General features: G+C 65.2%; 16 protein-coding genes and 1 pseudogene. 6 read left to right on the forward strand and 11 right to left on the reverse strand.

Going from position 1 to position 21,047, the window contains the following annotated elements:
* Nucleotides 1–99: 99 nt before the first annotated feature.
* The 3 genes from C2H86_RS07620 to ptsP are packed head-to-tail and all read right to left on the reverse strand — an operon-like array spanning nt 100 to nt 5,627.
* Nucleotides 100–1,830, reverse strand: coding sequence for a PTS fructose-like transporter subunit IIB (locus C2H86_RS07620; RefSeq protein ID WP_159412075.1), 1,731 nt, complete (start codon nt 1,828–1,830; stop codon nt 100–102).
* Nucleotides 1,827–2,774, reverse strand: coding sequence for a 1-phosphofructokinase (pfkB, locus tag C2H86_RS07625; RefSeq protein ID WP_159412076.1), 948 nt, complete (start codon nt 2,772–2,774; stop codon nt 1,827–1,829). Before pfkB ends, C2H86_RS07620 begins: the two co-directional genes overlap by 4 nt.
* Nucleotides 2,775–5,627, reverse strand: coding sequence for a phosphoenolpyruvate--protein phosphotransferase (gene ptsP, locus C2H86_RS07630; protein WP_159412077.1), 2,853 nt, complete (start codon nt 5,625–5,627; stop codon nt 2,775–2,777).
* Between the two features lie 297 nt (nt 5,628–5,924).
* On the opposite strand from ptsP, the gene cra reads away from it, so the two are divergent.
* Together cra and C2H86_RS07640 are read left to right on the forward strand one after the other, a co-directional pair.
* A complete protein-coding gene (cra, locus tag C2H86_RS07635; RefSeq protein WP_159412078.1) occupies nt 5,925–6,920 on the forward strand; it encodes a catabolite repressor/activator in 996 nt (331 codons plus the stop codon).
* Between the two features lie 2 nt (nt 6,921–6,922).
* Entirely contained in the window at nt 6,923–7,699 is a 777-nt protein-coding gene (locus tag C2H86_RS07640) for a TatD family hydrolase (RefSeq protein WP_159412079.1), read from the forward strand.
* A 111-nt stretch (nt 7,700–7,810) separates the two neighbouring features.
* Here C2H86_RS07640 and C2H86_RS07645 read toward each other — a convergent pair whose 3' ends face one another.
* The 4 genes from C2H86_RS07645 to C2H86_RS07660 all read right to left on the reverse strand — a co-directional run bounded on the left by C2H86_RS07645 (nt 7,811) and on the right by C2H86_RS07660 (nt 13,570).
* On the reverse strand, nt 7,811–9,823 hold the full coding sequence (locus tag C2H86_RS07645; RefSeq protein WP_159412080.1) for a methyl-accepting chemotaxis protein: 2,013 nt from the start codon (nt 9,821–9,823) through the stop codon (nt 7,811–7,813).
* A gap of 113 nt (nt 9,824–9,936) precedes the next feature.
* The gene (gene ampE, locus C2H86_RS07650; RefSeq protein ID WP_159412081.1) at nt 9,937–10,767 is read right to left on the reverse strand and encodes a regulatory signaling modulator protein AmpE; all 831 of its coding nucleotides are present in this window, start codon (nt 10,765–10,767) and stop codon (nt 9,937–9,939) included.
* Nucleotides 10,764–11,336 (reverse strand): 1,6-anhydro-N-acetylmuramyl-L-alanine amidase AmpD, encoded by a 573-nt coding sequence (gene ampD, locus C2H86_RS07655; RefSeq protein ID WP_159412082.1) that lies wholly within the window; start codon nt 11,334–11,336, stop codon nt 10,764–10,766. Before ampD ends, ampE begins: the two co-directional genes overlap by 4 nt.
* An 89-nt stretch (nt 11,337–11,425) precedes the next feature.
* Nucleotides 11,426–13,570, reverse strand: a complete 2,145-nt coding sequence (locus C2H86_RS07660; RefSeq protein ID WP_159412083.1) for a DUF1631 domain-containing protein — start codon at nt 13,568–13,570, stop codon at nt 11,426–11,428.
* Between the two features lie 245 nt (nt 13,571–13,815).
* Between C2H86_RS07660 and nadC the strand changes: the two genes are divergently transcribed.
* Nucleotides 13,816–14,664: a carboxylating nicotinate-nucleotide diphosphorylase gene (gene nadC / locus C2H86_RS07665; protein WP_159412084.1), complete on the forward strand. Its 849-nt coding sequence runs from the start codon at nt 13,816–13,818 to the stop codon at nt 14,662–14,664.
* A gap of 53 nt (nt 14,665–14,717) precedes the next feature.
* Here the strand turns inward: nadC and trxB are convergent, their stop codons facing one another.
* Entirely contained in the window at nt 14,718–15,680 is a 963-nt protein-coding gene (gene trxB, locus C2H86_RS07670) for a thioredoxin-disulfide reductase (RefSeq protein WP_159412085.1), read from the reverse strand.
* A gap of 313 nt (nt 15,681–15,993) precedes the next feature.
* On the opposite strand from trxB, the gene cysZ reads away from it, so the two are divergent.
* Together cysZ and C2H86_RS07680 are read left to right on the forward strand one after the other, a co-directional pair.
* Nucleotides 15,994–16,722, forward strand: a complete 729-nt coding sequence (gene cysZ / locus C2H86_RS07675; RefSeq protein WP_159412086.1) for a sulfate transporter CysZ — start codon at nt 15,994–15,996, stop codon at nt 16,720–16,722.
* A gap of 89 nt (nt 16,723–16,811) precedes the next feature.
* Nucleotides 16,812–17,102 carry a hypothetical protein gene (locus C2H86_RS07680; RefSeq protein WP_163985944.1) on the forward strand — a complete coding sequence of 97 codons (291 nt, stop codon included), beginning with the start codon at nt 16,812–16,814 and terminating at the stop codon, nt 17,100–17,102.
* A 152-nt stretch (nt 17,103–17,254) separates the two neighbouring features.
* On the opposite strand, the gene C2H86_RS28630 is transcribed toward C2H86_RS07680, so the two are convergent.
* On the reverse strand, nt 17,255–17,686 hold the full coding sequence (locus C2H86_RS28630) for a methyl-accepting chemotaxis protein (protein ID WP_430738581.1): 432 nt from the start codon (nt 17,684–17,686) through the stop codon (nt 17,255–17,257).
* 156 nt (nt 17,687–17,842) lie between these two features.
* Nucleotides 17,843–18,592 (reverse strand): annotated as a pseudogene (locus tag C2H86_RS28635) (PAS domain-containing protein); the annotation flags it as partial.
* Nucleotides 18,593–18,750: 158 nt separating this feature from the next.
* Between C2H86_RS28635 and C2H86_RS07690 the strand changes: the two are divergent.
* The gene (locus tag C2H86_RS07690) at nt 18,751–19,965 is read left to right on the forward strand and encodes a glycosyltransferase family 4 protein (protein WP_159412089.1); all 1,215 of its coding nucleotides are present in this window, start codon (nt 18,751–18,753) and stop codon (nt 19,963–19,965) included.
* Here the strand turns inward: C2H86_RS07690 and C2H86_RS07695 are convergent.
* Nucleotides 19,934–21,037 carry an NADH:flavin oxidoreductase gene (locus C2H86_RS07695; RefSeq protein ID WP_159412090.1) on the reverse strand — a complete coding sequence of 368 codons (1,104 nt, stop codon included), beginning with the start codon at nt 21,035–21,037 and terminating at the stop codon, nt 19,934–19,936. The two genes, C2H86_RS07690 and C2H86_RS07695, sit on opposite strands and share 32 nt — an antisense overlap.
* Nucleotides 21,038–21,047: the final 10 nt, after the last annotated feature.

Below are 21,047 nucleotides of genomic sequence, written 5' to 3' on the forward strand. Positions count from 1 at the left end.
AAGCCCGCTCCCACATGTACACCGTTGCCTACGGGATCATGCGATTCCTGTGGGAGCGGGCTTGCCCCGCGAAGAGGCCGGTAAGGCCAACAGAAGGCTCTAGCCTTTAGCTGATGCCACAGCCAATTCCACCCGCTCGCTCTTCTTGATCACCGCATACACCACTGCCGTCACCAGGCTCCCCGCCACAATCGCCAGCAGATACAACAGCGCATGGTTGATCGCATTGGGGATCAGCAACACGAACAGCCCGCCATGGGGCGCCATCAGCTTGCAGCCGAAGTACATCGACAGCGCACCGGTCAAGGCGCCACCGGCAATGCTCGCCGGGATCACTCGCAGCGGGTCCTTGGCCGCGAACGGGATCGCACCTTCGGAAATGAAGCACAGCCCCAGCGCCAGCGCCGCCTTGCCCGCCTCGCGCTCGCTCTGGGCGAACTTGCGCCGGGCGAGGAAGGTGGCGATGCCCAGGCCGATCGGCGGCACCATGCCGGCGGCCATGGTCGCCGCCATCGGCGCATAGCTGGAGGACGCCAGCAGCCCCACCGAGAAGGCATAGGCGGCCTTGTTGATCGGCCCGCCCAGATCGACGCACATCATCCCGCCCAACAGCAGCCCGAGCAGGATGGCGTTGGTGGTGCCCATGCTGTCGAGGAAGTGCGTCAGCCCTTCGAGCATGGCCGCCACCGGCTGGCCGACCACGTAGATCATGACCAGGCCGGTGAACAGGCTGGCCAGCAGCGGGATGATCAGGATTGGCTTGAGCGCGTCCAGGCTGCTCGGCAGGCGTGCCCAGCGGGCGATGGCCTTGGCGCTGTAGCCGGCGAGAAAGCCGGCGACGATGCCACCGATGAAGCCGGCTCCCAAGGTGCTGGCCAGCAGGCCGCCGATCATCCCCGGCGCCAGGCCCGGGCGGTCGGCGATGGACCAGGCGATGTAACCGGCGAGCAACGGCACCATCAGCTTGAATGCCGCCTCGCCGCCAATCTGCATCAGTGCGGCGGGCAGAGTGCCCGGCTCCTTGTAGGCTTCGATGCCGAAGACGAACGACAGGGCGATCAGCAAGCCACCGGCCACCACCATCGGCAGCATGAACGAAACACCGGTCAGCAGGTGCTTGTAGACACCGGTTTTCTCAGCCTTGGCAGGTGCCGCTGTTGCAGCATCCGTGGCACTTTCGACCCTGGCCTCGGCCAGGGCTTTGTCCAGGGTCGCACGCGCCTGCTTGAGGGCGATACCGGTGCCGCAGCGGTAGATACGCTTGCCGGCAAAGCGTGCCGTTGGCACCTCGATGTCAGCGGCCAGCAGCACCACATCGGCATCGGCAATGGCCTGGGCCGACAGCGGGTTGCGCGCGCCGACCGAGCCCTGGGTCTCGACGGTGAGCTGGTAATCCAGCTGTTGCGCCGCCTGCTGCAAGGCTTCAGCCGCCATGAAGGTATGCGCCACGCCCGTCGGGCACGCGGTGACCGCGACGATCCGTACAGCCGCAGAAGGCACCGCGCTGACCGGCTGGGCAGCCAGCACTTCGGCCTTGCCCGCCGCCTCGTCGAGGAAGCCCTCACGGTCGGCCAGGGCCTGCGCCGGGGTGCTCTGGTACACGCGCTTGCCGGCGAATCGCGCGAGGTCCACCGGGCCGGTGGCGACCACCAGCACCCAATCGGCCTCGGCTATCTGCGCAGGCGTCAGCTGGCGCTCTGGATGTTCGGCATCCTGTACCTCGACACTGGTGCTCCAACCCCGGCGCTGGGCGGCAGCCGCCAGGAGGCGGGCGCTGAGCACGCTGGACACCTGCCCGTTGGGGCAAGCGGTGACAATGGCGATGTTCATCGGCAACCCTCTTGTTGTTCTGTCAGTTGCACGGCGGCCTCCAGCTGCGCGAGCTGCTCGCGGTCGCAGATGCCGAAGCCGACCTGGGTGACGGCCTGCGCGGCAATGGCCGTGGCGCGGCGCAAGGTCTGCTGTGGGCATTCCGCCGCCAGCAGGCCGTGGACCATGCCGGCGACCAGCGAATCACCGGCGCCTACGGTACTGGCAACCCGCACCAGGGGCGGGCGCGCTTGCAGCGAATGGCCAGCGGTAAACCAGCTGACCCCCTGCTCGCCCGCCGACACCACCACATGCTCGACCCCACTGGCCAGCAGTTGCCCGGCAGCGGCGCGCTGCTCGGCGCTGGTCTGCACGGCCAGGCCCAGGACTTCGCCCAGTTCTTCGGTATTGGGTTTGACCAGCCAGGGGGCACTCTGCAGGCCGGCACGCAACGCGTCACCGCTGCTGTCGAGGGCCACCTTGAGCCCTTGTGCCTGCAACTGCTCGAGCAGTTGGCGGAACCATTCGGGGCTGATGCCACGCGGCAGGCTGCCCGCGACCACCACCGCGTCGTGCCCGGGCGCCACTTGCTGCAGGCGGCGCAGCAGCTCGGCGCGGGCGGCTTCGTCGACCTCCGGCCCCAAGCCGTTGATGTCGGTAACCCGACCATCGGCCTCGACCAGCTTGAGGTTGCTGCGGGTTTCACCGGCCACCCGCACGAAGCAGTCGGCAAAACCGCGCCGGGCGATCAGCGCCTCGAACGGTTGCAGGTTGTCGCGGCCCAGGAAGCCCCCGACTGTGACGCTGTGGCCAAGGTCGGCCAGCACCTGGGCCACGTTCAGGCCTTTGCCTGCAGCATGGCTTTGCTGGTCGTGGGCACGGTTGACGTGGCCTGGGCGCAGGGCGTCGAGGCTGACGGTGATGTCCAGCGCCGGGTTCAGGGTCAGGGTGAGGATCTTGGCCATTCAGTAACGCTCCACCAGCGCACGAACCGCTGCGGCGCTGTCCTGTTGCAAGGCCTCGCGCGCCAGGGCGCGGGCCGTTTGGTGATCAGCCTGGCGCACCAGGGCTTTGACTTCCGCAATGCTGCGGGCGGCCACGCTCAGCTCGTCCACATCCAGCCCCAGCAGCACGGCCACCGCCTGCGGGTCGGCGGCCAGCTCGCCGCACACGCCTACCCACTTGCCCTCGGCGTGAGCCGCGCGCACGGTCATGTCGATCAGGCTCAGCACCGCCGGGTGCAGGCCGTCGGCCTGGGCAGACAGGCTCGGGTGACCACGGTCGATGGCCAGGGTGTACTGGGTCAGGTCGTTGGTACCGATGCTGAAGAAGTCCACTTCACGGGCCAGCTGCTGCGCCAGCAAGGCGGCGGACGGCACCTCGACCATGATCCCGACCTGCAGATCGGCGACCGGGGTTTCCAGGCGCAGGCGCTCGACCATGGCCCGCGCCTCACGCCATTCGTGAATTTGCCCGACCATGGGGAACATGATGCGCAGGGGCCGCTGATCGGCGGCGCGAAGCAACGCACGCAGCTGGTCTTCCATGATCTGCGGGCGCTGCAGGGTCAGCCGCACACCGCGCACGCCGAGGAACGGGTTTTCTTCGGCAGCGATCGGCCAGTAGGGCAACGGCTTGTCGCCCCCCACATCGAGGGTGCGCACCACCAGTGGCCGGCCGCCGAGGCCGTCGAGTACGCGGCGGTACTCCGCTTCCTGGGTAGCGACATCGGGCGCCTGGGTGTGAGCCATGAAGATCAGTTCGGTGCGCAGCAGGCCAACGCCTTCGGCGCCCTGCTCCACCACCTTGTCGATGCCGCTGCTCTCGCCGATGTTGGCGAACACTTCGACGGCATGGCCATCGCGGGTTACTGCCGGTTCATGGCGCTGTGACCAGGCAGCTTGCAGGCGTTGTTCGCGCCGATCGCGTTCGGCCAGGGCGCGTTGCAGCTCGTCGGCGGGCGGCGCGACGCTGACCACGCCGCGCTGGCCGTCGAGCAGCAGCGGCGTGCCGGAAGCGAGCATCAGGATCGCCGGGCCCGCACCGACCACCGCCGGGATGCCCAAGGCACGGGCGACGATCGCGCTGTGCGCGGTGGCACCGCCATGAGCGGTGACGATGCCGGCGACTCGGGCCGGGTCAAGGCGGGCGACATCGGAGGGGCCGACCTCGCCCATGACCAGCACATAGGGTTGTTCCGGCTCGGCCTGGGCCTGCACGCCGCACAACTGGGCCAGCACCCGGCGACCAATGTCGCGCAGGTCGGCAGCGCGCTCGGCCAGCAGGGCATCGTGCAGCGCTTCTTGCTGGCGCGCTGCGGCTTCGATCACCGCCATCCAGGCCGCCGCCGCACTTTCACCCTGGGCCAGGCGGGCGTCGACATCGTCGCTCAGGGCCGGGTCGGCGAGCATTTCCTGGTGGGTGACGAAAATCTCGCCAATCGACTTGCTGCTGCGCTGCACCAGCGCCTGCAATTCGCCATGCACGACATTCAGCGCGTCGCGCAGCTTCAGGCGCTCTTGGGCGGGCGACTCGCCGCGCAGTGGATAATCGATATCGCGCTCGACGCAGACATGCGCCGGCCCGCTGGCGATCCCAGGCGATGCACTGACGCCCTGGATGTGGCTGCCCGCAGCAGGCGCCTGGACTGCCACGGCGGTGCCAGCAACGTCCGCAGTGGTGGTCTGCACCAGCGGCTCGACCTCCTCGCCCAAACCTTGCTCGATGGCGGCCAGCAGGACGGGCAAGGCATCGCCAGCAATAGACGGTTCAGCGCTCAGCTCCAGTTCCTGACCACGGCGGGCGCCGATGCTGAGCAACTTGCTCAGGCTCTTGATCGACACCGCCGGCTGCACGCTATCGAGGACCCGCACACGGATTTCGCCCTCAAAACCCTTGGCCAGTTGCGCCAGCACCTTCGCCGGGCGGGCATGCAGCCCATGTGGGTTGGCCAGCACGATACGCGCAGTGGGCCAGTCAAGCGGCGCCTCGCCGCCCAGCACCTCGAGCACGGCTCGGCTGCTAGTGGCCTGGTAGAGGGTTTGCCCACGGCCTTCGATCAGCACTTCGCACAGGCGTTCGAGCAGCGCCTGGTGGGCCGCGCCAAGGCTGGCCAGGCAGAACAGGCCATTGAGCGGCTGGTCGCGATAACGCAGGGGCTGCTGCGGGGTGATAAAGGCAAGGCCGGGTTGGCGCACCTGACGCTCGCTGTGCAGCCACCACAGGCCCTCACCCAGTGGCAGGGGGTCGGCCTGCTGCAGCACGGCCGCGAAACCGCTGTCGACGCAACCGGCACGCTGCAGCAGACGGGCACCGCGCCAGGCCAGCTCATCGAAATCTTCAGCTGGCAGGTTCAGGCCGACCAGTTGCGCGTCCAGCGCCAGTTCCTGCGGCGCACCTTGCAGCAGCTTGAGCAATGCCTCGGCTGAGCTGGCCCGGCGCAATGCCTCGGCCAGGTCGGTTTCGCCGAGGGCGCGGGTCAGCAGCTGCAGCAGGCGCAGGTGTTCGTCGGAACGGGCGGCGATGCCGATGGCCAGGTAAACGATCTGGCCATCGCCCCAGTCCACACCCTCGGGGAACTGCAGCAGGCGCACGCCGGTGGCGAACACCAGCTCGCGGGTCTGCGGGGTGCCGTGAGGGATGGCGATGCCCTGCCCAAGGAACGTCGAGCCTTGCGCTTCGCGCGCCTGCAGGCCTTCGAGATAACCTTCGGCAACCAGGCCGTCGGCCACCAGTTGATCCGCCAGCAGGCGCAACGCCCCGGCCTTGTCGGCGGCCGTCTGGCCCATGGCTATCTGCTCTTTGGCGAGCTCGAGCATGACCTTCTCCTTTTGCAGCCCCAGCTTGGTTTTGATGCCGGGTACTGAGGTATTGTTGTGATATTCACAGAATCAGCCAGTTCGACAGCCTTGCACAGCAGGCAGCCGAGGCAGAAAAATTAATAGCTGAAACGTTTAATCTGACCAAGCGGCCACGTTACTCGATAATCTTCCGAGGAAAAAGCCCCATCCTGTCGGACAATTGCGACAATGGTCGCCTGCGCGTGGCGGCCAACACGGGTCAAACTACCCGGTCCTGGTTCCGTAGCCAGTCCCGGTAATAACAAGGAAAATTCGGTGAAACTCAGCGATATCGCCCGTCTGGCCGGTGTGTCAGTGACCACTGCCAGTTATGTCATCAATGGCAAGGCCGAACAGCAGCGCATCAGCAACAGCACTGTCGAGCGGGTGCGCGCGGTGGTCGAGGCCCATGGCTTCACCCCCAACCCGCAAGCAGCCGGCCTGCGCAGCCGACACACTCGTACCTTGGGCTTCATTCTCCCGGATCTGGAGAACCCCAGCTATGCCCGCATCGCCAAACAGCTCGAGCAAGGCGCTCGCGCCCGCGGCTACCAGCTGCTGATCGCCAGCAGCGATGACCAGCCCGACAGTGAGCGCCAACTGCAGCAGCTGTTCCGCGCCCGCCGTTGCGATGCCCTGTTTGTCGCCAGCTGCCTGCCGCCGGAGGACGACAGTTACCGTGAGCTGCAGGACAAGGGCCTGCCGGTGATCGCCATTGACCGGCGCCTGGACCCGGCACAGTTCTGCTCGGTGATCAGCGACGACCGCGATGCCAGCCGCCAGCTGGCCGAAAGCCTGCTGGCCACCGCGCCCAACAGCATCGCGCTGATCGGTGCCCGCCCGGAACTGTCGGTCAGCCAGGCGCGCGCCGGTGGTTTCGACGAAGCCATGCAAGGTTTCGGCGGCGTGGTCCGCCGCTATCAGGGCGAAGGCTTCAGCCGTGAATGCGGCCAACGCCTGATGCAGCAGCTGATCGACGAACAAGGCGGCCTGCCGGATGCCCTGGTGACCACCTCCTACGTGCTGCTGCAGGGGGTATTCGATACCTTGCAGGCGCTCCCGGCCGATTCGCGCCAGCTGCACCTGGGCACCTTCGGTGACAACCAGTTGCTCGACTTCCTGCCACTGCCGGTCAACGCCATGGCCCAGCAGCACGGCCTGATCGCCGCCACCGCGCTGGAGCTGGCCCTGGCCGCCATCGAGGAAAAGCGCTACGAGCCCGGCGTGCACGCCATTGGCCGAACCTTCAAGCAACGCATCACCGCGGCCTGACCATGCGCCTGATCGACACCCACACCCACCTGGACTTCCCCGACTTCGACGCCGACCGCCCGCGCCTGCTGGCCAACGCGGCGGCGCGTGGGGTGGAGCGCCTGGTGGTGCTGGGGGTGTACCAGGCGAATTTCCAGCGGGTGTGGGACCTGGCCTGCGCCAAAGGCAACGTGCATGCGGCGCTGGGGCTACATCCTGTCTACCTGGAGCAGCACCGGCCGGAGCACCTGACGCAACTGCGCGACTGGCTGGAACGCCTGCAGGGCGACCCACGGCTGTGTGCAGTTGGCGAATTCGGCCTGGACTATTACCTCGAAACGCTGGACAAGGAACGCCAGCAGGCGCTGTTCGAAGCGCAGCTGCAGATGGCCTGCGACTTCGCGCTGCCTGCCCTGTTGCACGTGCGTCGTAGCCACGCCCAGGTGATTGCCACGCTCAAGCGCTACAAGCCGGCGCGGGCGGGGGTGATCCATGCTTTTGCCGGCAGTTACGAAGAGGCGCGCGAGTACATCAAGCTGGGCTTCCGGCTTGGCCTGGGCGGTGCAGCGACCTGGCCGCAGGCACTGCGCCTGCGCAAGACCTTGCCGCGTCTGCCGCTGGAAAGCATCGTGCTGGAAACCGATTCGCCAGACATGGCACCGGTGATGTTTGCCGGTATGCGCAACAGCCCGGAGCATCTGCCGGAGATTGCCGAGGCACTGGCCGAAGTGATGGGCATCGAGGCTGAGGTATTGGCTGAAGTCAGCAGCCGTAATGCCTGCGAGCTTTTCGGCTGGTAGTACCGGCCCTTTCGCGGAGCGAGCCCGCTCCCACAGGATTTCTACACATCTCGAATTTTGCGCAGTACCTGTGGGAGCGGGCTTGCCCCGCGAAAGGGCCGGTGCAGGCAATCACACCCTGAATGCCCCGATCAGGCGTTTCAACTCCACCACCTGCGTCGACAGCACACGGCTGGCATCCTCGGTCTGGCAAGCACCCTGGGTCGTATCCTGCGCCGCCCGGTTGATCGCGACGATATTGCGGTCGATGTCATGGGCCACCGCCGTCTGCTGCTCGACCGCTGCTGCGATCTGCTGGTTCTGCTCGACGATGCCACCCACCGCGCCAAGGATATTGCCCAGCGCCTGCTGCACCTGGCGCGCCTCATCGACAGTGCCCGCGGCCATCTGATGGCTACTGCCCATCGCCCGCACCGCCTGCTCCACGCCTTCGCGCAGGCGCTGGATCATCTGCGCGATCTGCGCAGTGGAGTCCTGGGTACGCCGGGCCAGGGTACGCACTTCATCGGCCACCACGGCAAACCCTCGTCCTTGCTCACCGGCCCGCGCCGCTTCGATGGCCGCGTTCAACGCCAGCAGATTGGTCTGCTCGGCAATGCCGCGAATCACCTCCAGCACCTGGCCAATGGCCTGGCTGTCATCGGCCAGCCGATTGATCGCCAGCACGCTCTGGTCGATTTCCTCGGCGAGGCGGCCGATGCTGTGTTGCTGGCTGGCCACCAGGGTACGGCCGTTGGCGCTTTCCAGGTTGACCTGCTGTGCGCCGTTGGCCGCCAGTGCGGCACTGCGCGCCACCTCCTGCGCGGTGGCGCTCATCTGGTTCATCGCCGTGGCCACCTGCTCGATCTGTTCACGCTGGCCGCTGACCGCCTGATTGCTCCGCGCCGACACGGCCAGCACCTGCCCGGCCTGCTCCTCGACGGCCACCACGGTGCGTCCGACCTGGTCAATCAGGCTGCGGATACGCCGCACGGTTTCGCTGAAGCCCTGGCCCAACTCACCCAATTCATCACGGCTATGGGCCTGGAAGCTGACCGTCATGTCGCCCGCGGCCACTTTGTCCATGGCACCGCCCAGCCGGCGCAAGGTGGCCCGGGTCGAGACATAGAAGCCGCCGTACAAGTACAGGATCAGCACGAAGACACCGGCCAGCAGCGTGCCCAGGGCGAGCATCCGCAAGCGCTGCTCGGCCAGGCGCTCCTGCAACTGCCCTTGCAGGTGTGCGAGCACGGCGTCGTTGAAGCGATAGGTCTGCGCCATCAGTTCGCTGACCTGTTGATAGAACGCCGGCCAAGGGGCATCGAGCGTTTCCGCCACCACCACCTGCTCCTCGAACAACGACGCAGCCTGCCTGACTGTCGCTTGACTGGTGGCTGCCGCGCCCGCCAGGCTGGCCTTGACGGCCCGGTCCGTGGCCAGGGCATCATCCAGCCGCAAGGCATAGTCGGCGCCAAGGCGATCGAGGCGCTGCAACAGATCTTCGAAACGGGCACTGCCAGCAGAGTCGATGAACCCCCGCCCCAGAGCAACGGCACCCATGGCCCGGCCCTCACCCAAGGCCTGAGTGACTTGCGCCGTGGCGACCCCGAGCAGTTCGCTCAGCTGGCGCACCGTAGCCTGGCTGTCTTGGCTCAGGCCGGACTGGCTGACCACCTGCTTGCCCAGCATCTGGGCCTGGGCCAGCAATTTGTCGAACAACGCAGCCTTGTTCTGCAGAGAGGATTCCGCCCGGGCACTGGCAAATGCAGTGGCCAGTTCTTCGAGTTTGCCTTGGGGTACCGCCTCATCACCTTGCAGCGTGTGCAACTGCGCCTGGACCTTGTCCTGCAACGCAGCGATACGCGTCTCCAGGTCCCCCGCCTGGCCCGACTGGCCGAGCACGGCATTGACCTGCAACAGGTTGCCAAGCGCCTCCAGGTCGGCGCGCAGGGTCAGGCTGTCGCTCAGCGGGGCAATGCCCTGCAACTCGGCGCGGGTGGCATGGAACTGCTGGTAGGCATCGCGCACCAGATAAAAACTGGTGGCCAGCATGGGCAGGAAGAACAGGACGCTGATGAGGCTGAACTTCTGGCCGAAGCTCAGCCGATTCATCAATGCGATGGCCGGGTAGAGCAGACGCTTCACGGGGCACCTCCATGGATTCTTGTTGTTCTGCAGAGATAGCACTAGGCCACTTGTATAACGCAGATCGAATCGGAGGTTTGTAACTTAAGGTTAACCGTTGCCCGCGAAGGTGCTCACACCAGCACTGTCCACAGGGCAAACCCTGCATACCACAACACCGCACAACGCAGCAGCAGCTCCCACAGGCTGTCCAGCCGCCCCAGCCCGCGCTGGGGGTCTTCTTCCTCGGGGATATCATCGGCAATGCGCCCGACCCTGGCCACCAGGTGCCCGGCGCTGATATGCCAGTTGAGCAGCTCGTGCAGCATCACCCGCATTACTGCGACAAAATTGCCGACCAGCGCGAAGCTCAGGGCGAGCATCCGCACTGGCAGCCAGTCCATGATATGCCGCAGCTGTTCGGCACGGGCCTTGAGCGCGGGCTGGCGGCTATGCTCGCCTGTCAGCGCCAGCAGGCGGTAGGCCAGCGCCGCGCCAGGACCGAGCACGAAGTACCAGAAAATCACCGCGAAGAAGCTCTGATAGGCCTGCCACAACAGGTAACCCTGCACACGCACCAGCAGGCTGTGTGGCTCGTCGGCCGCCAGGCCCAGGTCGCGTTCGGCCACATGCAGTGCGGCCTGGTCGTCGCCACGCCGCCAGGCATCGCGGAATGGCCCGAGGGAAGCCTTGGCATCGCCGCGCCCCAGGCTGTAGATCAGCACTAGCAAGTGCACCGGCAAGGCCAGCAAACCGTAGGCCACCGGGTCCAGCACGTGCAGCAACAGCACCAGTACCGCCACTGGCGCCAGCACCAGGATCGCCAGTGTCCACCAGGGATGCACCTTGCCGCTGCGCTCCAGGCGCACCAGTTCGCCCAGGAAGAAACCGTCCCGTTGTACCTGATGGCGCAGCGCAGAAAACTTCTCTACCCACAGCGCCAGTAACAGCACCAGAAAACTCATGCGTTGTCCTCGTTGTCCCTCACAGCCTTGCGGTAACGCGCCCAGTCGAAGGCCGGGCCAGGGTCGGTCTTGCGCACTGGGGCAATGTCGCTGTGGCCCTGGATGCGCTCAAGGTCGATCACCGGCCAGGCGGCCTGGATCTGCCGGGTCAGTTGCTCCAGCACGGCGTACTGGGCATCGGTATAGGGCAGATCGTCGGTGCCTTCCAGTTCGATCCCGATGGAAAAGTCGTTGCAGCCCTCACGCCCGTCGAAACACGACACACCGGCATGCCAGGCACGGTCGAGCAACGACACGAACTGGGTCACCGCCCCGTCACGCTCGACGAACAGGTGTGCCGAGACGGTCAGGTGGGTGATGCTGGCGAAGTAAGGATGTTCGTTCGGATCCAGGCGGTTCTGGAAGAACTGCTGCACCTTGCCACTGCCGAAGCAGGCCGGTGGCAGGCTGATGTTGTGGATTACCAGCAGGGAAATCGCTTCACCGTCCGGGCGGGCGTTGAAGTTCGGCGAGGGGCAGTGGGTGATTCCGTTTCCGTGGAACCAGCCAGTGGCACGGTCCAATTGCATGGGGCAGATCCTGAAAAACACCGGTACAGAGCTGCAGTATGCCCTGCACGCGGGCCACAGTGCATGTGAATGATTGTAATGCCGTCGGCTCAGTGCACCTGTTGCTGGCGCAGGCCTTCGAGGACGGCTTCCAGGGCCCGCTCGAACAGCAGGCCATCATCCAGCAAGCGCGCCTCGCCTCGGCGCAGGGCCTGCGCCAGGCCGGCCGAGCTCCATTCACGCACCTTCATCCCGGTACGGTTGGCGAAGACCAGGCGGTCGCTGCTGTCGATGCGCGCGACCAGCTTGCAGCGCAGCGGCTCGTCATCATCGAGTATTTCTACCCAGGTGCCGATCCGCAAGCGCTGCACCTGGCGCAGCTCCGCCGCGTGTTCATCGAGTTGACGCAGTGGCGCGCAGGCGGACTCTTCGGCGATGGCCAGCACGATGTCTTCGGCCACCAGGACCTCGGCCAGTTCATCGCTGACATCTGGCTGTGCGCCCCCCGCACACGCACGCAAGTGCAGTTGCTCCAGTTGCAGGAAGAATTCGCGAGTGGCCGCCGAGTCCAGCGCCACACTGGCCAGGCCATCGCGCAGGGCCTTGAGCAAGCCTGGCACCTGTTGCAGCAACACCTGGGGCTGCTGATGCAGAGCAATGCTGGCGAGCAGGCTATCCATGGTCGCCAGCGCTTGCTGCCAGGCCTGGGATGCCTCGCCCTGCTTGAGCCACGCCAACAGCAACACCTGGCTCCAGGCCTGGACCAGCATGTGCACGACCACCTGCGGCAGGGTGCGCCCGCGCAGGCGCTGGTTGAGCACCTGCTGCACCTGCTGGCGGGCCTGCAAGGCACGCGCGCGCCCCTCTTCGGCATCGCGCGTGCGCTGCTCCAGCAGTTCGTTGCGCCGGCGTTCGTCCTGGCTGAAGGCGAGGAAGTCCTCCAGCAGCTCGGCGAACAGCGAGGCATCTTCGGTGAAATCGTTGAGCAGGCGCTGGACGATGCGCTCCACGCGCAGGTGCAGGCTGTCGCGCAGGCCTTCGCTGCCGGTTTCCCAGCCGATCGCGACAGCGGCAATCTCATTGAGCAGGCGCCGTGCCGGGTGGCTGGCACGGCTGAACAGGCCTTTGTCCAGCAGTGCCACCTTGAGCAGCGGAATGTGCAGGCGAACGATCAGCGCGCGCAGGCTCAGCGGCAAGTTGTCGTCGGCGGCGATGTAGGCGAACAGCAGGCCGACCAGATTGATCATGTCCTCGTCGGCGCAGGCGATACGCCGGCGCGTACCGCTGCGCACGCTGACCCGCAGCAGCAATTGTTCAAGCTGCTGCCCCAGGTCGAAGTCGTCATCGTCGATCGTGGCCGGAACATAATGCTGCAGGTGCGAAAGCAGGCGCAGCAAGTCGGCGGTGCTGATCGGCTCGGCGCTGGCGGCGGCTTGCAGGCGCGGGGCGATGCGCCCTCTGCACGGCGCCAGCAGGCCTTCCAGCGAACGCATGAAGGCCTGCCCGGCACTGTCAGCCCCCATGGCATCTGGTTCCCGGTTGGCCGGCGCGCGCCGCGCATTCAGGCGGCGGTCTTCGGCGCGTCGACGCGGGGCTGGCTGCAGTTCCGGCATCACGCCCGCAGCGGCCAGCAACTGGTTGGCTTCGACATAAAGCACGTCGATGTCACGCAGCACATAGCGCTCGAACAGCTTGAGCAGGATCAGCTTGACCCGCAGGCCCACGCCCAGGTTGCGCCCGGCATCGAGGAAATAGCCACACAGCGCAGCAGGCCCGAACGGGTTCTGTTGTTCGTCGAAGCTGCGCGCAAGCAGGCACTGCAAACGCATGCCCAGTTGCTCGAGGGCGAGGCCATCACGCGACAGCACCCGTGCGACCATGCCGTCGACGGCGACGGCACGCTCCCTGTACGCCTGGTTTTTCGACGCCTGCTGGCCCAGCGGGTCGAATTGGCCGATCCGGGCGAAGGTGTCGTAGAAGATGTCGAGAAAACCGCGTTCGATGTGCTTGCGCTTCAGGCGCAGGTCACGCATCGCTTCGAAGTACAGGTTCTGGTCGAAGCGGTCGGCTGCCCGGTCGGCCATTTCGAAAAGCGTGTCGTCGGCATTGTCGAACAGCGCCTGCAGGCCCTGGCGCAGTTGCAGGGCAGCCTTGTCACGCACCTGCAGGAGCAACACCGGAAGGCAAGGCAAGGGCGTGCGTGCCCCTCGATCGATGGCCGCCGCCAGGGGCACCACCTTGCCTTCTTTATGCATCCCGGACTCCTTGCTGGGTAATGTATTCGACAGCGCGAAAAATCGTCAAAGCTATGACGCCAATTGTTAGGCGCCATTATCGGTAAAAATGCCGGCAGCTGCCAGCACTCTTCTCTGGCGGGCAAGTGACTGTGTTTTCGGGCAAATGCTCATTTGACCTGACCAATGGTCACCTGCAAGGCAAGCTGTACACGGCACAGCCCCCCTGCCCTATAATCGCCGGCATCTAGCTTGTGGAGCCGACCATGCCGAACCTACGCCTTGCCGACCTGACCGCCGAGATCGAAGCCAATGTGCGCCGTGCACTGCTGGAGGACATCGGCAGCGGCGACATCACCGCGCAGCTGATCCCGGCCGAGCGCCTGGCCAAGGCCACCATCATCACCCGCGAAGACTGCGTGATTGCCGGCACTGCCTGGGTCGATGCCGTGTTCCGTCAGCTTGACCCGCGCGTGGCCGTGCACTGGCAGGTGGCCGATGGCGAGCGCGCCACCGCCAATCAGCCGCTGTTCCACCTCGAAGGCCCGGCGCGCTCTCTGCTCAGCGGTGAGCGCAGTGCACTGAACTTCCTGCAGATGCTGTCGGGTGTGGCCACCCGTGCGCGCTACCTGGCCGACCTGGTCGAAGGCACCCAGGTGCAGCTGCTCGACACCCGCAAGACCTTTCCGGGCCTGCGCCTTGCGCAAAAGTACGCCGTCACTTGCGGCGGTTGCCACAACCACCGCATCGGCCTGTATGACGCTTTCCTGATCAAGGAGAACCACATTGCCGCCAGCGGTGGCGTGGCCGAAGCCGTGGCGGCGGCGCACCGCATCGCCCCGGGCAAACCGGTGGAAATCGAAGTGGAAAGCCTGGAGGAACTGCGCGAGGCGCTGAATGCTGGCGCCGACATCATCATGCTCGACGAGCTGACCCTGGATGACATGCGCGAAGCGGTGCGTATCACCGCTGGCAAGGCCAAGCTGGAAGCCAGTGGCGGGGTCAATGAAACCACCCTGCGGGTGATTGCCGAGACCGGCGTCGACTATATCTCGATTGGCGCCATGACCAAGGATGTGAAGGCCGTTGACCTGTCGATGCGACTGAGCCTGTGAGCGAATCGCAGGCATGAAAAACCGGCCAGATGGCCGGTTTTTTATTTCCTGAATCAGAACGAGGCGTTGGCCAGGCCGTCCAGGTAACGCTCGACGTCCAGTGCCGCCATGCAGCCGGCGCCGGCCGAGGTGATGGCCTGACGGTAAACGTGGTCAGCCACGTCACCGGCAGCGAACACACCTTCGACGTTGGTGGCGGTGGCGTTGCCCTCACGGCCGCCAGCAACCACCAGGTAGCCGTCCTTGAGGGTCAGCTGGCCTTCGAACAGCGAAGTATTCGGGGTGTGGCCGATGGCGATGAACACGCCGTCGACCTTGATTTCGTCGCTGCTGCCGTCGTTGTTCTTCAGGCGCGCACCGGTCACGCCCATGTTGTCACCCAGCACTTCGTCCAGGTTGGCGTTGAGCTTGAGTTCGATCTTGCCTTCGGCGACACGGGCGTTGAGCTTGTCGACCAGGATCTTCTCGGCGCGGAAGGTTTCACGGCGGTGCACCAGGGTCACCTTGCTGGCGATGTTGGCCAGGTACAGCGCTTCTTCCACGGCAGTGTTGCCGCCGCCGACCACGGCGACCGGCTTGTTGCGGTAGAAGAAACCGTCGCAGGTGGCGCAGGCCGACACGCCCTTGCCCATGAACGCTTCTTCCGACGGCAGGCCCAGGTAACGGGCGCTGGCGCCGGTGGCGATGATCAGCGCGTCGCAGGTGTACTTGCCGCTGTCACCCTGCAGGGTGAACGGCTTGTTGGCCAGGTCGACGGCATTGATGTGGTCGAAGACGATTTCGGTCTCGAAACGCTCGGCGTGCTCCTGCATGCGCTGCATCAGGGCCGGGCCGGTCAGGCCGTGGGGGTCGCCCGGCCAGTTGTCGACTTCGGTGGTGGTGGTCAGCTGGCCACCCGCCTGCATGCCGGTGATCAGCAGTGGCTTGAGGTTGGCGCGGGCGGCGTAGACCGCGGCGCTGTAACCGGCAGGGCCGGAACCGAGGATGATGACGCGCGAATGACGTACTTCAGACATGTCGAACTCCTGTCGAGCGGGCCCAACGGGGCCGCCAGCTGGAAATTAAAAAGGACCCACGCAGCACTTGGGGAAGTGCTACAACGCGCAGGCCCAGAAAGCGGAAAGTTGAGCGCACTGTAGCGAGGTGGCAGAGATTAAGGAAATATCCTTCGACAATCCACCTCATAGGCATCCTCTATCTGCGAATTTCACCTGGGCAAACGGCCCTGGCACATTTGTTACAGCCGGTTTCTTCACGTCCGCCTGCCTTTCGTCGGCGCGGCAAACTCGGTAAGGTCAGCGCGTTTTCCCTTCTCTGCGGAGTGTCCCGATGCAAGCCCCTGTCCTCTCCGGCCCCCAGTACCTGCGCGAAGGCCTGAAACTGGTGCTGAGCCCCAACCTGCGGATGTTCGTGCTGTTGCCGCTGGCGATCAACCTGCTGCTGTTCGGCGGCCTGATCTACTTCGCCGGCCACGAGTTCAGCCTGTGGCTCGACGCCCTGATGCCGACCCTGCCCAGCTGGCTGAGCTTCCTTTCCTACATTCTCTGGCCACTGTTCGTCGCCTTGCTGGTGCTGATGGTGTTCTTCACCTTCACCCTGGTGGCCAACGTCATCGCTGCGCCGTTCAATGGCTTTCTTGCGGAAAAGGTCGAAGTGGTGGTGCGCGGCCAAGACCCGTTCCCGGCGTTCAGCTGGGGTGAACTGGTGGCCATGGTGCCACGCACCTTCGGCCGCGAGATGCGCAAGCTCGGTTACTTCCTGCCGCGGGCCATCGGCCTGTTCATCCTGTCGCTGATCCCGGTGGTCAACGTGATCGCCGCGCCGCTGTGGCTGGTATTCGGCGTGTGGATGATGGCCATCCAGTACATCGACTACCCAGCAGACAACAACAAGATGAGCTGGCAGGACATGCTGGCCTGGCTGCGGCAGAAGCGCTGGCAGTCGATGGGGTTTGGCGGGATTACCTACCTGGCCTTGCTCATTCCGGGCGTGAACGTGCTGATGATGCCGGCGGCGGTGGCGGGGGCTACGTTGTTTTGGGTGCGGGAGCGCACGTAGTAGATACTTAGCGCCTGCCTCGGCTCTGTTCGATCTTCAATGCGCTCAAGGCCGCACCATTGCGGGCTTCAAATCACAGGAGATCGAAGATGGAATTCACAGACGTCAAATCGAAAGACTTCATTGAGCTGGCAGGTATCCCAGAGCATCTTCAGGGCACGGCCATCGCCGAGCAGCGAGTGAAGTGGCGGCTGCGCGAGGCCCTGGAAGCCAATGACATCCTTGAGCCAATCGAGCGCTTGCACTACACCACCTGGGACTCTCACAGCGGCGCGGTCAACTACAGCCGCCCCTGGTCGAGTTGCTGGTCGATGCGGTGCTTAACAGCGAAGCCCCCACCATCAGTCCAGCCGGGGGTATCTTCGGGGCTCGTGGCGTGAACGGTGAGGAGCATCTTATCAACGTCGACCTGGCGGCAGTTGGCGACGCCGTCTCGACCGTCTACCGACACATCAAGCAAACCGAACAGGCCGATTGACCCATAGCCCATGGCAAAGGGCCGTGCTGAGCCCTTTGTCCTCACGAGCCGCTATCAGTGGCTCAACTGGCTGGAAAACTGCCCCACCGCATCCACCACCTTCTTCGCCCCTTCCTGAATCTCGACGATCACCCCGCCGGTATCCGCCGCCAACGCCAACCCCTGTTCGGCCTGGCGCTTGCTGGTGTCGATGATGTCCACCGCCGCCTGGGCCAGTTGCTCGTTCTGCTGCACCACCTTGGCAATCTCCTCGGTGGCGCTGCTGGTACGCGAGGCCAGCTGCCGCACTTCGTCGGCGACCACGGCGAAGCCGCGACCCTGCTCGCCGGCGCGGGCGGCTTCGATGGCGGCGTTGAGCGCGAGCAGGTTGGTCTGCCCGGCGATGTCGCTGATGGTCTTGATGATTGCGCCAATCACCTTGGACTGCCTGTCCAGCGCCTGGATACCCTCGGCAGCATCCTGCATCGAGCCTTCCAGCCCACGCATCACGTCCACGGTCTGGGTCACCACATCGGTGGCCTTGCGGGCACTGGTGTCGGTTTCCAGGGAGGTGTTGTAGGCAATGTCGGCAGCCTGCGCCACCGCCTGCTCCTGATTGACCTGGTCGGTGATCACGGTGGCGAACTTGACCACCTTGTACAGCACGTCATGGGCATCGAAGATCGGGTTGTAGGAAGCCTCCAGCCAGATCGTGCGCCCATGGGCGTCGATTCGCTTGAAACGGTCGGCCACATACTGGCCACGGCGCAGGTTGTCCCAGAATGCCTGGTAACCCGCCGAGTTGGCTTCCTCCGGTTCGCAGAACATGCGGTGATGCTTGCCACGTATCTGCTCCAGGTTGTAGCCCACCGTCTGCAGGAAGCGCTCGTTGGCCGTCAGCACCTCGCCGTTGAGGTTGAATTCGATCACGGCGGTGGAGCGCATCAGCGCTTTGATCAGGCTTTCATGCTCACGCGATGTCTCGATGGTGCGGGTCAGGTCGCTGGAGTGCATGGAGAAATGCTTGATCCGCCCGTCGACAGTCTTCACCGGCTGCAGGATAGAGCGCAGCCAGGCTTCCTCACCGTTGCCGCGTAGCAGGCGGAATGCGCCGTTGAGGTGCTCGCCACGGGTGATGGCGTTTTTCATGCGCTGGTAGAAATCCAGCTTCTTAACATGGCCCGGCACGATCTCTTCGATGTTACGGCCAATCAATTGCTCGGCACGATAGAGCATCTCGCTCTCGAAGTTGCCGTTGACCTGCTCGATGCGCCCCTGGGGGTCGAGCTGCAGCACCAGCATCTCGCTGTCGAGGCTGCTCTTGACCTGCTCGACGGCCATCAGCTCTTCGCGCAGTTGCTGGATTTCTTTCTTGAGCTTGCTGTTGAACATCACCGCACTCCCGGAGCGCATCAAACCGATTCGGATGCATCTTCATCGGCTGCACCACGTGCCGCTTGAGCACGCTGCAAAGAAATATTCACACAGGCGAAACTGCCGGAAATCAGGCGTCACCTGCACGTCACAAAGCCGTCATTTGAGCGCAACGCGACAGGTGGACACTTTTTGTCATGAATACACCTGCCCTACGTATCTGCCTTGTCAGCGAAACTTTCCCACCCGAAATAAACGGTGTGGCCAATACCCTTGGCCGCCTCAGCGAAGGTTTGCGACAGCGTGGTCACCAGGTGGAAATCGTTCGCCCACGGCAAGCCAACGAGGCACCGGCGGACGATGACCAGGGCCTGTTGCTCTGCCGTGGCTGGGCACTGCCCGGCTATCCCGGCCTGCAGTGGGGCGAGATGTCGATGCACAAGCTGTTGCGCCGCTGGCGCCGGCATCGCCCGGACGTGCTGTACATCGCCACCGAAGGGCCACTGGGCCTCAGCGCCCTGCGCGCCGCGCGACGCCTGGGGGTTGCCGTGGTCAGCGGCTTTCACACCAATTTCCCGCAATACTCCGGCCAATACGGCCTCGGCCTGCTGGCGCGCCTGCTCACCCATTACCTGCGCTGGTTCCATCGACGAACCGCCGCCACCCTTGTACCCAGCGTCAGCCAGCGCCTGGAGCTGGAACGCCGCGGATTCGAGCGCCTGGCCTTGATGGCCCGGGGCGTCGATGCCGGCCTGTTCAACCCGGCCAGACGCAGCCAGGCGTTACGCGAAAGCTGGGGGCTCGGCGCGGACGATATCGCCGTGCTGCACGTCGGGCGTCTGGCCGCAGAGAAGAACCTGACGCTGTTGCAGCCCTGCCTGCACGCCTTGCAGAAAACGTATCCACAACGGCGCCTGCGCCTGGTGGTGGTGGGTGATGGCCCGCAGCGGGCCGCCCTCGAACAGCAGATGTCGGATGCGGTGTTCTGCGGCGCGCAGCGCGGTGAAGCGCTGGCCGAACACTACGCCAGCGGCGACCTGTTCCTGTTTCCGAGCCTGACCGAAACCTTCGGCAACGTGGTGCTCGAAGCCATGGCCTCGGGGCTGGCCGTGGTCGCCTACGATGAAGCTGCCGCGGCCCAGCACATCCGCCATGGTCACAGTGGCGCGCTGGCCATGCCTGGCGAGCAGTGCGCATTCATCGATGCCGCCTGCTGGCTGCTGGAAGAAAGCGAAACCCTGCGCCGGGTTCGCCTGAACGCCCGCCAGCACGCCAGCCGCCAAGGCTGGCCAGCGATCGTCGAGCAATTCGAATCACACTTGTTCAACGCCTGCCACACGGCACCTGCCGGCAGCCAACCGACAGGCGCCGCACTGGCGATCAAGCCAGAGTCGTCAACGCCTCGCGGCTGAACGGCAGCACGTCCGCTTCACGCCCTTCGCGCACTTTCTGCGCCCACTCGGCGTCCACCAGCAGGGCACGGCCAACCGCCACCAGGTCGAACTCTTCGTCGCCCAGACGGCGCAGCAAGCCTTCCAGGCTGGCCGGCTTGGCCACCTTGTCAGTGGCGACCATGAACTGCAGGAACTCGCCATCGAGCCCCACGCTGCCGACGGTGATGGTCGGCTTGCCGGTGAGTGTACGGGTCCAGCCGGCCAGGTTCAGCTCGGAACCTTCGAACTCGGGCTCCCAGAAGCGCCGGGTCGAACAGTGGAAGATATCCACACCCGCCGCCGACAGCGGTTCAAGGAAGGCTGCCAGTGCTTCCGGCGTTTCCACCAGACGTGCGCTGTAGTCCTGCTGCTTCCACTGCGAGAAGCGGAAGATGATCGGGAAGTCCGGCCCCACGGCAGCGCGCACGGCCTGGATCAGCTCGATGGCGAAGCGCGAGCGGCCAGCCAGGTCGCCGCCATATTCGTCGCTGCGGCGGTTGCTGGCCTCCCAGAAGAACTGATCGATCAGGTAGCCGTGGGCGCCATGGATCTCCACGCCGTCCATGCCGATGGCCTTGGCATCGTGGGCCGCTTGGGCAAAGGCGGCGATCACGTTGCGGATATCGTCATGCGACATGCCATGCACCAGCACCTGGCCGTCCTTGACCTTCTCGCTCGGCCCGTAACCCGGCACGCTGGCGTCTGGCTCGGTGCCCAGGCGGCGCACCGTGCCGACGTGCCACAGCTGCGGGACGATACGGCCGCCTTCGGCATGCACCGCGTCGACCACCTGCTTCCAGCCAGCCAAGGCATCTTCACCATGGAAGCGCGGTACATTGGGGTAGCCGTTGGCTGCCTTGTGCCCGACCGTGGTGCCTTCGGTGATGATCAGCCCCACGCCTGCCGCGGCACGGCGGCGGTAATACTCGACCACGCCGGCGTGCGGCACGCCACCAGGGCAGAAGGTACGGGTCATCGGCGCCATGACGACGCGGGTCGGCAGCTCGAGCGCGCCGAGGGTGAACGGCTGGAACAGGGGGTTGCTGGACATGGGGCGCTTC

It is taken from the genome of Pseudomonas putida (genome assembly GCF_009883635.2).
Taxonomy (GTDB): Bacteria; Pseudomonadota; Gammaproteobacteria; order Pseudomonadales; family Pseudomonadaceae; genus Aquipseudomonas; species Aquipseudomonas putida_W.

Excerpts from the sequence above, each read along its gene's own strand:
- ampD (WP_159412082.1), bottom strand. The coding sequence starts at position 11,336 with ATGCAATTGGACCGTGCCACTGGCTGGTTCCACGGAAACGGAATCACC.
- C2H86_RS07695 (WP_159412090.1), bottom strand. The coding sequence starts at position 21,037 with ATGTCCAGCAACCCCCTGTTCCAGCCGTTCACCCTCGGCGCGCTCGAG.
- C2H86_RS07620 (WP_159412075.1), bottom strand. The coding sequence starts at position 1,830 with ATGAACATCGCCATTGTCACCGCTTGCCCCAACGGGCAGGTGTCCAGC.
- ampE (WP_159412081.1), bottom strand. The coding sequence starts at position 10,767 with ATGAGTTTTCTGGTGCTGTTACTGGCGCTGTGGGTAGAGAAGTTTTCT.
- trxB (WP_159412085.1), bottom strand. The coding sequence starts at position 15,680 with ATGTCTGAAGTACGTCATTCGCGCGTCATCATCCTCGGTTCCGGCCCT.
- ptsP (WP_159412077.1), bottom strand. The coding sequence starts at position 5,627 with ATGCTCGAGCTCGCCAAAGAGCAGATAGCCATGGGCCAGACGGCCGCC.
- C2H86_RS28630 (WP_430738581.1), bottom strand. The coding sequence starts at position 17,686 with ATGCGTGGGCTGGAAGGCTCGATGCAGGATGCTGCCGAGGGTATCCAG.
- pfkB (WP_159412076.1), bottom strand. The coding sequence starts at position 2,774 with ATGGCCAAGATCCTCACCCTGACCCTGAACCCGGCGCTGGACATCACC.
- nadC (WP_159412084.1), top strand. The coding sequence starts at position 13,816 with ATGCCGAACCTACGCCTTGCCGACCTGACCGCCGAGATCGAAGCCAAT.
- C2H86_RS07680 (WP_163985944.1), top strand. The coding sequence starts at position 16,812 with ATGGAATTCACAGACGTCAAATCGAAAGACTTCATTGAGCTGGCAGGT.
- C2H86_RS07640 (WP_159412079.1), top strand. The coding sequence starts at position 6,923 with ATGCGCCTGATCGACACCCACACCCACCTGGACTTCCCCGACTTCGAC.
- C2H86_RS07690 (WP_159412089.1), top strand. The coding sequence starts at position 18,751 with ATGAATACACCTGCCCTACGTATCTGCCTTGTCAGCGAAACTTTCCCA.
- C2H86_RS07660 (WP_159412083.1), bottom strand. The coding sequence starts at position 13,570 with ATGCATAAAGAAGGCAAGGTGGTGCCCCTGGCGGCGGCCATCGATCGA.
- cysZ (WP_159412086.1), top strand. The coding sequence starts at position 15,994 with ATGCAAGCCCCTGTCCTCTCCGGCCCCCAGTACCTGCGCGAAGGCCTG.